Below are 12,463 nucleotides of genomic sequence, written 5' to 3'. Positions count from 1 at the left end.
TCGCGACGCGGCGACTAATAGGCTCCTCGCGCCCCACGATAATAGGGCCGGTTTCCCCAGGGAAAGCCGGCCTTTTTGCTTGTCGTGTCCGTCGAAAATACCGTCTTAAAAAACCCGTATCATGGCATTTTTGATCTCAGCTCTCATCCTCTACCGGATCGGAATCGGAATCGAAATCTAAATCGTGATCGTGATCGAAATCGATTTCTGAGAACTTCCCGATTTCGATGATATCCAGCCCACCCAGGATGGTATCCCTTGAGTGCCCTACAGCCTATAAAACTGGAATTATTGCAATTTTGCAGAGAGCAAAGTCGCCCTGAGCCCCGCGTCTCCGGACTTGATTTTCTCGTCGCCTGTTGTTAATTATAACTGTTTATAGCTTAAGACTGGATAATCGTGAACAGAAAAAGAGGAACCGGATATGACCCGAAAAGACCGTACCGAAGGCATCTATAGTCGCCGGGAAGTACTGGATGAAAGCGAACGCAGGCAATATTACCAGATCCACCTCAAGGATCTGCTGACCTACGCCTACAGGTACTCCGAAGACGTCAAGAAGCGCTTCGACCGGGCCCAGTTCAGCCCGGACAAATTTAAGGTGCTCAACGACCTGAAGCACATCCCGATCATCAAGAAAAAGGAACTGATTTTCTTGCAGACCATGGGACCGCGCCTGGGTGGGTTGCTGACCAAGGATCTGGGCGAGCTGCGCCGGATTTTTCTCTCCCCCGGCCCCATTTTCGACCCCGAGGACCGCGTCGACGATTACTGGGGCTGGACCGAAGGCTTTTACGCCGCCGGATTTCGTCCCGGAGACGTAAACATGATCACCTTCAACTACCACCTCGCCCCCGCCGGACTGATGTTCGAAGAGCCGCTGCGCAGCCTGGGTTGCGCCGTGGTCCCCGCCGGACCCGGAAACACCAACACCCAGCTGGATATCATGCAAAAGCTGCGGATCACCGGGTACATCGGCACGCCCAGCTACCTGATGCACCTGGCCCAAAAGGGCGAGGAAGCCGGGTTGAACCTGCGCAAGGACCTGTACCTGGAAGTGGCCTTTGTCACCGGCGAGAAATTCCCGGAAAAGCTGCGCAACAACCTGGAAAAAAAGTTCGACATCATCATGCGCCAGGGCTACGGCACCGCGGACGTCGGCTCCATCGGCTATGAATGCTTCCACAAGAACGGATTGCACGTCTCCAACCGCGTTTTCGCGGAGATCTGCCATCCGGACACCGGCATTCCGCTTAAGGACGGCGAGGTCGGCGAAATCGTGGTCACGGCTTTCAACAAGACCTACCCGCTGATCCGGCTCTCCACCGGAGACCTGTCCTACATCGACCGGGCGCCCTGCCCTTGCGGCCGCTCCTCGCCTCGCCTGGGCAACATCGTCGGCCGCGTGGACACCACAGCCCGGATCAAGGGGATGTTCGTCTACCCCCACCAGGTCGAACAGGTCATGGCCTCTTTCGAGGAAATCAAACGCTGGCAGATCGAGGTGACCAACCCCGGCGGCATCGACGAATTGACGCTGTACATTGAGGCCAGCCAGTTCAAGCGGGAGAACGAGCTCTTCCACCATTTTCGCGAGAAGATCGGCCTGCGACCGGACCTGAAAGTCGTGGCTCCGGGTTCGCTTCCAGCTCAAATCCGTCCCATCGAGGACAAGCGCAAGTGGGATTGATCTCCCTTCGGGCGCTGCCGACGGTTCTGGTTCTCCTGATCCTTCTGAACCTGAACGTCGGCTGCGCCCGCCTTCTCCCTCCAAGCCCCCCCATCCCCGAAACCGTTACGACACCGCGGCCGGGCACGCTCTTCCTGGCCGACGGGCGTCAGGTCGAACCATCCGAACTGACGGCCCTGGTCGCGTCCCACGATTTCATCCTGATCGGCGAGTCCCACGCCAACGCCTGCGACCAGCAGTTCCAGGCCGATGCCTTGAGCGCCCTGGCTCGATCAGACCTGCCCCTCGCCGTTGGGCTGGAGATGGTTCCTTGGTCCGCCCAGGAAGTCCTGGACGCGTTTCATCGGGGCGAGGTCGGCCTGGATGAACTGGAAGATCAGTTGAGCTGGCAGGAATACTGGGGTTACAACTTTTCCTTCTATCGTCCGATCCTGGCTCAAGCCAAAGAGTCCGGCATTCCGGTCTACGGTCTGAACGTGCCCAAGGACCTGCTGCACCGGATTCGTGCCGACGGCCTGGAGACCATCCCCGCCGATGAACGCGGCCTGCTCCCAGCAACGTTGATCCCGCCCCCCCCGCCGCAGCGGGCCATAATTGAAGAAGAGTACCTTCGGCATGTGGAGTTGATGCCGGACCGGACCATGGAAGCCGGGTTCGATCTGGAGCGGTTCATGATGATCCAGTCCCTCTGGGATACCCAGATGGCCCATGCCGCGATCCAGCGGCGCGGAGCGGAGGAAACCATGGTCATCCTGACCGGAGCGGCCCATGTGGAAGACGGTCACGGGATTGCCTATCGACTCGGACTGCTGGGCGACGCCCCCCGGAGCCTGTCCCTGATCCCCTGGCGCGGCGGTCCGGTCCCGGCCCCCACGGCCGGAGATTTCTTTTTCTACTGCCCGGAGCCGCCGAGACGTCTGGGCTTGCTCATCGCCTGGGTCGAGGACCAGGTAATCGTCACCGGCGTGATTCCAAACTCCCTGGCCCAGGCAGCCGGATTGCAACCCGGAGACGTCCTGCTCGCCGCCGACGACCTACCCATCACAACCCTGGAAGTCCTGCACCGCGCAGGAGTTCAGGCCAAAAGCGAACAACGCCCCTTGCGCCTGAAGGTACTCCGAGACGGCGACCACTTAACCATACCCATCTCCTCCCCCTGAGGACCTCACCACCAACTCTTCCGTCTTCCGCTTCCAGAATCCTGAATCACGACTCCTGCCGCCAACCATGCCTGAACTGCCTGAAGTGGAAACCATTGCCCGGGGGCTCCGGCCTCTGCTCACAGGCCGGACCGTCACCGGAGTGCCGCACATCGCCGCACATTTGGTCAAGGGCGGCGACTTGGCCCAAAAGGTGATAGGGCGGACCATCCGCGGGGTCTCCCGCCGGGGCAAACTGTTGTTTCTGAATTTTCCGGACCAGGACGTGATGGCCTTTCACCTGCGCATGACCGGGAGGCTGGGCCTCATGCCCTCGGGCCTTCCTCCTGCCTTGCACGTGCATTTGTTGTTGAACCTGGACGACGGGACCGCGCTCTATTTTCAGGACCAACGCAAGTTCGGGACCTGCGGCCTGTTTTCCAGCGAGGAGTTGGAGCGATGGCCCTTTTATCGCGACCTCGGGCCGGAACCGTTGGGGTTGGATTTGGAAACGTTCGCGAGGCGGATCAGTGGGAAGAATGGTCGGAACAAGGCCCGGATTAAGGCACTGTTACTGGATCAGCGGATCATTGCCGGAATCGGCAACATCTATGCCGATGAAAGCCTCTTTCGAGCGGCCATCCATCCGGCGACGCCGACGAACCGGATCGTCCCGGAACGCCTGGCCCGCCTTCTGGACAGCCTCCAGAGCGTCTTGACCGAGGCCATCGCCGCTGGAGGAAGTTCCATCCGGGACTACCGCACCGCAGCGGGGCTTGTGGGGACGTTTCAGAACACCTTTCAAGTCTACGGGCGGGGAGGCCTACCCTGCAAGCAGTGCGGCACGCCCATCCAGACCGCCAAGATCGCCGGTCGGACCACCTGCTTCTGCCCGAGTTGTCAGACAATTTAAGAGAGGACCGCGATCAGTCGGGCCAAACCAGATCAAAGCTCAAGACGATCATCCAGACCCCGATGCAGACCTTGACCACCGTGCCGAAAACCTTGTTCCACATCGCGCCCCAGGCGGCCCGTCGCGCGGTCGCCATCGGGTAGCCCTGACCCAGTTCGACCAACAGGCTGCCCGCGTAGGCCCCCAGAAAAGAGCCGGGAACCGCGCCCAGCCCGAAAAAAAAGGGCGCGCCCAAAACGCCCCCGATAATTGCCCCGACAACGGCCGCCCAAGCGCCTTTCCGACTTCCGCCGAATCGCCGCCCGCCCCACATCTGGGCCGCGAACTCCACGACCTCGCCCAGCACGCAGAGCGCGAACAGGACAGCGAAAAAACCGATCCCCCCCGCGAACCCCGCGTGCATCCAGCCCCAGGTCGCCACGGCGGCCAGAATCAGCCAATTTGCCGGCAGGCCGAACACATGCAGCATCAGCAGCAAGCCGAGAAACCCCAGAAACAGCCCGGCCAGGACAAACGACATCATTCTCCCCGCAAATCGCACACCCGCTGAGCCTTGCCCTCGGAGCAAGGCAGGCTCCGGGCTTCCACCAGTTCCACCTTAGGCGTTATCAGCAGTTCATCGCGCAGTAACCCGGTAATCCTGTCCTGCAATTTTTTGAGCACCCGCATGTCTTCCACGAAAAATTCGCTCTTCACTTCCACCTGGACCTTGAACTGATCCAGATAGCCTTGCCGTTCCAGCACGATCAGGTAGTTCTGCCCCACTTCCGGAATGGCCATCAGCACGCGCTCCACCTGCATCGGGAAAATATTCACGCCCTTGATGATGATCATGTCGTCGCTGCGCCCGACAATTCGGTCAATGCGGCGATGCGTCCGGCCGCACGGGCAATCTCCGGGCAGAAAGCGGGTCAGGTCGCGGGTGCGATAGCGCAGGATCGGCATGCCCTCCCGGGTCAGCGTGGTCAGGACCAGCTCGCCCACCTCTCCTTCCGGAACCGGTCGCAGCGTGACCGGGTCGATAATTTCCGGCAGAAACGCATCTTCCCAAATGTGCATCCCGTTTTGTTCCGGGCATTCGAAGGCCACGCCGGGTCCGTTCATCTCGGACAAGCCGTAGGAGTTGTAGGCCTTCACTCCGTACAATTCTTCGATCCGTCGGCGAATCTCCTCGGAGTGCGGTTCCGCGCCGATCAGGGCGGTCTTCAGGTGCAGCCCGCCGGGCTCCACGCCCAAGGACTGAAACACCGTGGCCAAGTGCAGGGCGTAGGAGGGAATGATGTGAATCACCGTGACGCAAAAATCCTGAAGCAGCTTGATCTGCCGCTTGCTGTTGCCCGCGCCCGCAGGGATGGTCAGGCACCCCAGGCGCTCCGCGCCGTAATGGATGCCCAGGCCTCCGGTGAACAGACCGTATCCGCTCATATTCTGAAAGACATCGCCGGGCCGGACCCCGACCATGTGGAAGCACCGGGCCACCAGGTCGGCCCAGGTCTGAATGTCTCCCGCCGTATGGAAGATCACCGTCGCCGCGCCGGTGGTCCCGGAAGAGGCGTGCAGGCGGACCATTTCCTCCTTGGGACGACAGAGCAGCCCATCCGGGTAACAGGATCGCAGATGTTCCTTGTCGGTCAAGGGGAGCCGCGCCAAATCGCCCAGGCCACGGACTTGGTCGGCCTGAAGGCCGTGCTCCTGAAACAATCCGGCATACAGCGGAGAACGCACCGCCGCTTCCGTCACGCTTTGCAGTCTGACGGACTGTAAACGATCCAGTTCCTCGCGATCAAGGCCTTCCAAGGGATCGAAAAACACGTTGCCTCCTTGTCTTACGGGGGTCGCCGCGCAAGAGACGATCTTACGTGGCGGATTGGAAACTTTCCGAGGGCGGCGGGACGTCAACCAGATTTTCAAACGCGGTGTACGAGTCCAGGTAGGCCAGCTCCACTTCGCCCACCGGCCCGTTGCGCTGCTTGCCGATGATGATCTCCGCGATACCCTTCTTGGGATTGCCTTCCTGCTTGTTGTACACCTCATCGCGATAGATGAAGGCAATCACGTCCGCATCCTGTTCGATCGCGCCGGATTCACGCAAGTCCGAAAGCATCGGCCGCCGGTTGCTGCGCTCCTCGACCTTGCGGTTAAGCTGGGCCAGGGCGATCATCGGCAGATCCAGTTCCTTGGCCAGCCCCTTCAGGGTCCGGGAAATTTCGGAAATCTCCTGTTCGCGGGAATCGATTCGCCGGCTGGCCCGCATCAACTGAAGATAATCCACGACCACCAACCCCAAATTCTTTTCGGATTTGAGCCTGCGGCATCTGGCCCGCAGGTCCAGGGTTCCCAGGGCCGGGGTGTCGTCAATGAAAATGGAGGCCTGAGACAGGGCATCCGCGGCATGGTACAGGCGGGTCCAGTCCTCGTCGTTCAGGAAACCGCGCCGAAACCTGCCCAAATCTACCTTGCCCCAGGCGCAGAGCATGCGCATCATCAACTGCTCCTTGGACATTTCCAGGGAGTAGATGGCCGTGGGGACATCCTTGAGCACAGCGGCCCGCATGGCGATGTTCAGGGCAAAAGCAGTCTTGCCCATGCTGGGCCGGGCCGCGATAATGATCAAGTCCGAGGGTTGCAGCCCGGCGGTCATCTCGTCCAGCTTATGGTAGCCCGTGGGCACGCCGGTAACCAACTCCTGGCGTTCGACCCGTTTTTCCAGGTGCTCGAAGACCTGATTAACCAGTTCCTTGGTGGTGGAAAAAATGCTCTTGGTTCTGTTCTCGGAAATGGCGAAAATGGCCGCTTCTGATTCGTCCAGAACCTTGTCCACGTCCTGTCCGCCCTCGTGACAATTGACGACGATATCGGACGCGGCGCCGATCAGCCGCCGCAGAATGGCTTTGTCCCGGACGATCCGGGCATAGGATTCGGCATGGGAGGCGGCAACCAGGGATTCGGTCAGGGAGGCCAGATACACCGGACCGCCCACTTCTTCCAAGATACCTGAACTTTGAAGATGGTCGACCAGGGTGACCAGATCAATGGGCACCCGGCGCTGGTAGAGCTGAATGCAGGACTGAAAAATACTCCGGTGAGCCGGTGAGTAGAAATCATCCTCGCCGACGATTTCGAGTAAAGCGTCGATCAGGTCCGGGCGCAAAAAAATCCCCCCCAGAACCGCCTGTTCGGCTTCCAGGTTCTGGGGGGGCGTCTTGCCGGTGATGGTCGTCGCCTTTGTGGCGACGGTGTTTTTTTGAGGTGAGCGTGGCACGAGCCGGTCCCAACGGGGGAGAGACTACTCCTCCGTTTGCGTCGCGTCGACAGCGGGCTCGGTTGTCTCGACCGCGGCCGTTTCCAGAGCTTCGACCTGGGCCGCCTGGTCCGCATCGTGACGAACCACGGCAACCTGAAGCTGGGCTCGAATGTCCTGATACACCCGGACTTCAACGGTGTATTCGCCCAGAGCGCGCAACGGGTCGTTGAGCAGGATGATTTTCTTGTCCACGTCCAGACCGTAATCTGCATTCAACAGATCGGCGATGTTCGCGGAGGTCACCGAACCGTAGAGCCTGTCGCCTTCACCGACGCGCACGGGAATCCGCAACGCCGCGGCGCTGATCTTGTCGGCCAGTTCCTGGGCCGCGAAGCGCACGGCGTCCAATTTTTCCTGAAGTTTTTTACGCTCCAACTCGAAGCGCTTTTTATTGGCCGGAGTGGCCAGCATGGCCAGCCCTTGAGGAATCAAGTAGTTGCGGCCATACCCGGGCTTGACGTCGACCACTTGGCCGAGAGCGCCCAGATTGTCCATATTCGTACGCAAAATGACTTCCATAACCAACTCCCTCCTAGCCGGTGGTCCGTTTCATGGCCTCAACGCTGTGCGTGGCCGTGTAGAACAACAGAGCCATCTGCCGGGCGCGCTTGATTTCCGTGGTCAACTCCCGCTGGTGCTTGGCGCAGGTTCCGGTCACGCGACGGGCGATGATCTTGCCTCGTTCGTTGACGAAATCCCGCAGCAGGTCGGGACGTTTATAGTCCATCTTCAGATCCTTGGCCGCGCAGAAGCGACAAAACTTTTTCCGGGGGGTGAACTTTCTGAATGCCATGCTCAGCTCTCCTTGGGTTCTTCGTAGGTATCGGCCAGCTTCACGGAAAGAAACTTGTACACCCCGTCCGTAATGCGCAGATTCCGCTCCATCTCCGCGACAACCGCTCCCGAGGCCGCGTATTCCAGACGGAAATAATGCCCGCGGGTCTGCTTACGCACCGGATAAGCCAAGGTTCGCATCCCCCAGTCGTCCTCTGTCAGGATCTTGCCGCCGTCCCGCTCCACAATAGCGGACATTCCGGCGAGAATCTCCTGACGACGCTCTCCCGGCATGTCCGGGCTGAAGAGCATCAATGTTTCATAGTGCCGCATAATCGTCTCCTCCTTGCGGTCTGATTCGGCCCTGGCCCCCAAGGCCAGAGCAAGGAAAAGAGGAAAATATAAACCCAGCACCCTCGTCTTGTCAATCGAGTCCGCGACACTCACCCGAAGGATCAATTGCGTTGCATTCAGTCCGTCCTCAACCATACACGTAAGCTCGTGGCCGTGTAACTACTCAGCACTTTTTCACGCAAGACATGGAGTGTTCCGGCTTGTCTCGATTTTTCAGCCTCGCTTGTCTGACTGAGCCAGGATTCGTTCATCGAACCATTGCCGGACGCCTGAAGTGCCGACTGTTGTATATTCGGGCAATGGTTCGATGTTACGAAGCCGGGGAAGGAGTTGCGAGGCTGAAAAATCGAGACAAGCCGGAACGCAAGTGAGTAGTTACGAAGCCATGAGCTTTTCTTGAACGTGAACGGACACGGCGATGGCTTCATGCCATGAAGAAAGGCCCCGTTTTCGGGGCCTTTCTCATTTCGTCCGCTCAGACCGACGTGACGTCGTAAGAGGGCAATGAGGGAAAATCGACAATCTAACCGGCGGGGTTGTACTTGACCCGCTGCTCGCGCAAGGCCGCGACCTGTTCTTCATACGACTGGAACCCGGAATGGCGCAGGGCGTCCAGGACGGTCTCCTCCCAATCCCAGTTGGCATAGATCGCCGGCTTGTGGAAAAGCCGCCGGAATTGGTCGATCTCTTGACGCAAGAAATCCTCTCGAGGCTTGCCGATTTGATCCTGAAGCTGTTCGTGCAGCCGGGTCATCTCGCCCTCGAACCAATCCATCAAGTCCTTGGCCGTGCGGTTCTTCTTCAAGATGTGGTCATACTTGTTTTCAGTCATGACCTTTCTCAACCGTTCCAAGTGCTGATCCTTGAGCCACACGCCCAGCTTTTCAACGGGGATATCCTCGGCTTCCAGTTCGGCGACGTCTTTTTTGGTCTGGGCATAGGTGTCCGGCACCACGGAGGCCGACACAATGCCGGCGATGCAGACCAGACCGCGAATGATCTTGCTGTTGGAAACGCCCTGCCCGCAGAACCCGACCTTTTTGCCGAACTTCTGTCCGGTGAAGATCGTGCTCAGGATGGCCCAGACCACGGCTGGATCTTCCTCGTCATAGATATGCCGCAATCGAGGGTTGTCCCGGTCCGTGCCCAATACCAACTGGGTCATGTCGTTGGAGCCGATGGAGAAACCGTCGAACTCCTGGATGAATTGCTTGGTCAAGATCGCGTTGCTGGGAATTTCGGACATCAGGATGATCTTCAGGCCGTCGTCCCCGGATTTGAGGTTGTGCACACCTTCCAGGTAGCGGCGCATGCTGCGGGCCTCTTCCAGGGTGCGCACGAAGGGCAGCATCAGATTCAGATTCTTGCCGCCGAAAATCCCCCGGGCCTGTTTGAAAGACTCGATTTCCCAGTCATGGATGTTGCGGGAAACGCCTCGAAAGCCGAGCATCGGATTGTCTTCCATGGACTCGAAAAGCAGACCGCCCATCAAGTTCCTGTACTCGTTGGTCTTATAATCCGTGGTCCGGTAGATGATCTCCTTGCCGTAAAAGGCCATGGCGAACAGGGAAAGGCCCTGGGCCAGGGTCTGGATGTAGTGTTCCTTGCCGGACCGATAGCCCTTGGAGCGAATCAGGTCCTTGATCCGTTGCGGCAGGGTGCGCACTTCTTCCCGCTCCCGTTCCAGACCGGAACGCAACGCGACTTCCGTGCGCATGGCGTCGATGCGCTTCATGATGTCCACGACCACCGGCTCGTCCTTGATCCGCTGGATAATCCCCTGGACCCTGTCCTCGATTTCCTGGCGATGCTTGAGTCGTCCTTCATCCAGTCCGTGGGTGCTGTCGAGCAATTCCGAAAAGCCCATGATCGTAATCACGTGCTCGCGCAGATCCGGAGCGGTTTTCAATTGTTCCAGCTTGTGGGAGGCCAACTCCAAATGCTCGTTCAGCTTGACGTCCAGATCCCGCAATTGCCGGTGGATGGCCAGGACCTGATCCGTGCCCTTGTCCCCGCCTTTTTCGGTGAGGGTTTCGATCTCCTTGCTCAGGCCGGTGACGATGCCCACGTACTGGCGTAACTTGAGATCAAAGGTGATGATCCCCTGGGTCAACTGTTCCCGCACCAGTTTGGTCAACTCGTTGTTCAACTCGGTCAGCTTTTTGTCCACGAGAACCTGAAGCTGACCGTTGTCGTAGGCTTCAAGGGCCAGGGGATGAACCCCGACACTGCCCAGCATGAACTCGGCCCGGAGCAAACCGACTTCGAAATCCGGCAGTTCCCGCAACCGGGACAAAAAGAGCGCCTGGTCCACGTCGGCCAGAATCAGGCCGATCTTGGTCTTGGTCTTCGGCAGGGCGCTGACGTCGATCTCCCCACCCACCTCGACCAGGGGCAGCAAACCTCGATAGGCCCGCCCCCGGGAGCCGTCCACGGTCACTTCCTGGCCGTCCAATCCCTGGAGCGTCTCCAGGCGCTGGATGCCGATCACCGCCGGGATTCCCAACTCGCGGGAGGTAATGGCCGCGTGACTGGTGTCTCCGCCGGCGTCGGCGAGAATGGCCGAGGCGATCCGCATTCCGGGCACCATGTCCGGGTCGGTTCGGTCAGCGGCCAAAATGTCGCCCTTGGTGATCTTGTTCAGCTCCAGAGCGGAGCGCAGAAAACGAACGATCCCTTGCCCCGCCCCGCGGGACGCCCCGTTACCCTCCAGAATGAGTTCGGCTTTCTGGATGGCCGACGGATCGACCTCCAGCCGACGCATGAAAATCGTATGCGGATGCTTCTCCAGTTCCTCGTTCCAACGAGTCTCCGGTCGGGCCTGGACGAACCAGATCCGGTCCGAACTGTCGATGCAGAACTCGGTATCCGTGATCATTCCGCCGTAGCTCTTGCTGATGCAGCGCACGCCCCTGGCCAGTTCCTCGGCCTGAGCCAGGGAGAGGGACCAGCGGAAGACCTCGTCGATAGGGACGTCCGCAGTGACGGTGCCGGCCCCTTTTTCCGCGTAAATGATCTTCTTGGTCTTGAAACCCATATAGCGCAGTACGATTTCCACTCCGTCGTCGCGCTGAAAAACGTAGAACTTGTCCGGGGTGACCATCCCGCTGACCACAGCCTCACCGAGGCCGTAGCTGGCGTCGATGGAGACCAGGTCGTGACGGTCCGTGCCCCGACAACCCGTGGAGGTGTCCGCGCTGAAGGCCGTTCCGGAGATCATCGGATTGATCATCCGCATGATGCACACGGACAGGGACGTGTTCTCGATGGCCCATTCCTTCTTGGCGTTCTCCACGATGGACTCGTCGCCGGTGCGCTCCGCCAGGGCGACCATGTCCAGAATGGCTTCCCGACGATAGGTCATGCTCCGCAGGTTGTAGGCCGAGGCGCAGTCCCACTGGTAGGCTTCCACCACGGACTGCTCGCCGACGATGTTCAGGTAGGTATCCTGTAACCCGGCGAAGGCCTTCTTGCGGCTGTCCTCTCCGGCAGCTGACGAGCGCACGGCCACGGGGATGTTCTCCAAGCCGGCTTCCTTGCAGATATCAATGTAGGACTGCTTGACGGCGTCCTCCAGATCCGCGGGCATCTGAACCGCCAAAATGGCCACCTGGACCAGCACGGAACGCTTGCGGAGCTGGTCGATTCCCTCGGGAGAAACGGCGAAGCCTTCAACGATGTTGTTGATGAAGGTCCGCAGCTTGACCTGGCTTTCCTTCCCTTTTTCGGAATCCTTGATCTGTTTTGCCAAGCGGCGCACAAGGTGCCTGATGAATTCCGGGTCTTTGTTGATGTCGGAATCGCTCCAGCTGATCCGGTCGTATTCCTTGTCCACGGTGGACCGGATCAACGCCGCGTTGACCTTGGTCTCATCAAGCAGCCGATGAAAGACAATGGATGATATGGCCCTGAACTGAGGGGCCCGGATGTTTTCGACCTGACTGATCAGGGCGGTGTTGTAGTTCTTTCCCCCCACCAGCAGTTCCGCGGGCTCGCCCAGCGTGACGATGTCCTCGCCGTTCAGGACGAGTTTTTTTTCAATCGCCGCGATTTCAGCCTTTTTCGCCCCCTTGACGGGCTTGACCTCGGCATCTGCGACGACGTGGCTCTCCTTGGGGGGCGAACCTTTATCCTTGTCTGATTTGGCCATTCTCACTCCTCCTTGACGGCACGTCCGGCTTTACGGGCGGCAACTTCATCCCGGGGAAAGGGCAGTCGGTTTCCATGGCATTCATGTCGTGAAAATCTCCGAACGATCTCAACAAGCAAATACCGGTGTACACTTAGCG

10 protein-coding genes are annotated in these 12,463 nt (G+C 59.4%); 3 read left to right on the top strand and 7 right to left on the bottom strand.

Annotated features, from left to right (window positions below; translation table 11 throughout):
• The first annotated feature begins 424 nt into the window (after positions 1 to 424).
• From DESLA_RS0100865 to mutM, 3 genes are all read left to right on the top strand, one after another.
• Entirely contained in the window at positions 425 to 1,690 is a 1,266-nt protein-coding gene (locus tag DESLA_RS0100865) for a phenylacetate--CoA ligase family protein (RefSeq protein WP_028571016.1), read from the top strand.
• On the top strand, positions 1,681 to 2,850 hold the full coding sequence (locus DESLA_RS0100860; protein WP_028571015.1) for a ChaN family lipoprotein: 1,170 nt from the start codon (positions 1,681 to 1,683) through the stop codon (positions 2,848 to 2,850). Before DESLA_RS0100865 ends, DESLA_RS0100860 begins: the two co-directional genes overlap by 10 nt.
• 67 nt (positions 2,851 to 2,917) lie before the next feature.
• Entirely contained in the window at positions 2,918 to 3,742 is an 825-nt protein-coding gene (gene mutM, locus DESLA_RS0100855) for a bifunctional DNA-formamidopyrimidine glycosylase/DNA-(apurinic or apyrimidinic site) lyase (protein ID WP_028571014.1), read from the top strand.
• A 13-nt stretch (positions 3,743 to 3,755) separates the two neighbouring features.
• On the opposite strand, the gene DESLA_RS0100850 is transcribed toward mutM, so the two are convergent.
• The 7 genes from DESLA_RS0100850 to DESLA_RS0100820 all read right to left on the bottom strand — a co-directional run bounded on the left by DESLA_RS0100850 (position 3,756) and on the right by DESLA_RS0100820 (position 12,324).
• Positions 3,756 to 4,265 (bottom strand): DUF456 domain-containing protein, encoded by a 510-nt coding sequence (locus DESLA_RS0100850; RefSeq protein ID WP_084031786.1) that lies wholly within the window; start codon positions 4,263 to 4,265, stop codon positions 3,756 to 3,758.
• On the bottom strand, positions 4,262 to 5,554 hold the full coding sequence (locus DESLA_RS0100845) for a phenylacetate--CoA ligase family protein (protein WP_028571012.1): 1,293 nt from the start codon (positions 5,552 to 5,554) through the stop codon (positions 4,262 to 4,264). Before DESLA_RS0100845 ends, DESLA_RS0100850 begins: the two co-directional genes overlap by 4 nt.
• 43 nt (positions 5,555 to 5,597) lie before the next feature.
• The gene (gene dnaB / locus DESLA_RS0100840; RefSeq protein ID WP_156932820.1) at positions 5,598 to 7,004 is read right to left on the bottom strand and encodes a replicative DNA helicase; all 1,407 of its coding nucleotides are present in this window, start codon (positions 7,002 to 7,004) and stop codon (positions 5,598 to 5,600) included.
• 24 nt (positions 7,005 to 7,028) lie between these two features.
• Positions 7,029 to 7,565, bottom strand: coding sequence for a 50S ribosomal protein L9 (rplI, locus tag DESLA_RS17890; protein WP_035261159.1), 537 nt, complete (start codon positions 7,563 to 7,565; stop codon positions 7,029 to 7,031).
• A gap of 13 nt (positions 7,566 to 7,578) precedes the next feature.
• Positions 7,579 to 7,839: a 30S ribosomal protein S18 gene (gene rpsR / locus DESLA_RS0100830; protein WP_028571010.1), complete on the bottom strand. Its 261-nt coding sequence runs from the start codon at positions 7,837 to 7,839 to the stop codon at positions 7,579 to 7,581.
• A gap of 2 nt (positions 7,840 to 7,841) precedes the next feature.
• Entirely contained in the window at positions 7,842 to 8,153 is a 312-nt protein-coding gene (rpsF, locus tag DESLA_RS0100825; protein ID WP_028571009.1) for a 30S ribosomal protein S6, read from the bottom strand.
• A gap of 544 nt (positions 8,154 to 8,697) precedes the next feature.
• Positions 8,698 to 12,324, bottom strand: a complete 3,627-nt coding sequence (locus DESLA_RS0100820; RefSeq protein WP_028571008.1) for a PEP/pyruvate-binding domain-containing protein — start codon at positions 12,322 to 12,324, stop codon at positions 8,698 to 8,700.
• Positions 12,325 to 12,463 lie beyond the last annotated feature (139 nt).

The sequence above is a fragment of the Desulfonatronum lacustre DSM 10312 genome (assembly GCF_000519265.1).
Classification (GTDB): Bacteria; Desulfobacterota; Desulfovibrionia; order Desulfovibrionales; family Desulfonatronaceae; genus Desulfonatronum; species Desulfonatronum lacustre.
Note: the sequence above shows the minus strand (reverse complement) of the source record. Positions and strands in the feature narration are given on the sequence as shown.

Excerpts from the sequence above, each read along its gene's own strand:
- DESLA_RS0100865 (WP_028571016.1), top strand. The coding sequence starts at position 425 with ATGACCCGAAAAGACCGTACCGAAGGCATCTATAGTCGCCGGGAAGTA.
- mutM (WP_028571014.1), top strand. The coding sequence starts at position 2,918 with ATGCCTGAACTGCCTGAAGTGGAAACCATTGCCCGGGGGCTCCGGCCT.
- DESLA_RS0100850 (WP_084031786.1), bottom strand. The coding sequence starts at position 4,265 with ATGATGTCGTTTGTCCTGGCCGGGCTGTTTCTGGGGTTTCTCGGCTTG.
- rplI (WP_035261159.1), bottom strand. The coding sequence starts at position 7,565 with ATGGAAGTCATTTTGCGTACGAATATGGACAATCTGGGCGCTCTCGGC.
- rpsR (WP_028571010.1), bottom strand. The coding sequence starts at position 7,839 with ATGGCATTCAGAAAGTTCACCCCCCGGAAAAAGTTTTGTCGCTTCTGC.
- rpsF (WP_028571009.1), bottom strand. The coding sequence starts at position 8,153 with ATGCGGCACTATGAAACATTGATGCTCTTCAGCCCGGACATGCCGGGA.
- DESLA_RS0100820 (WP_028571008.1), bottom strand. The coding sequence starts at position 12,324 with ATGGCCAAATCAGACAAGGATAAAGGTTCGCCCCCCAAGGAGAGCCAC.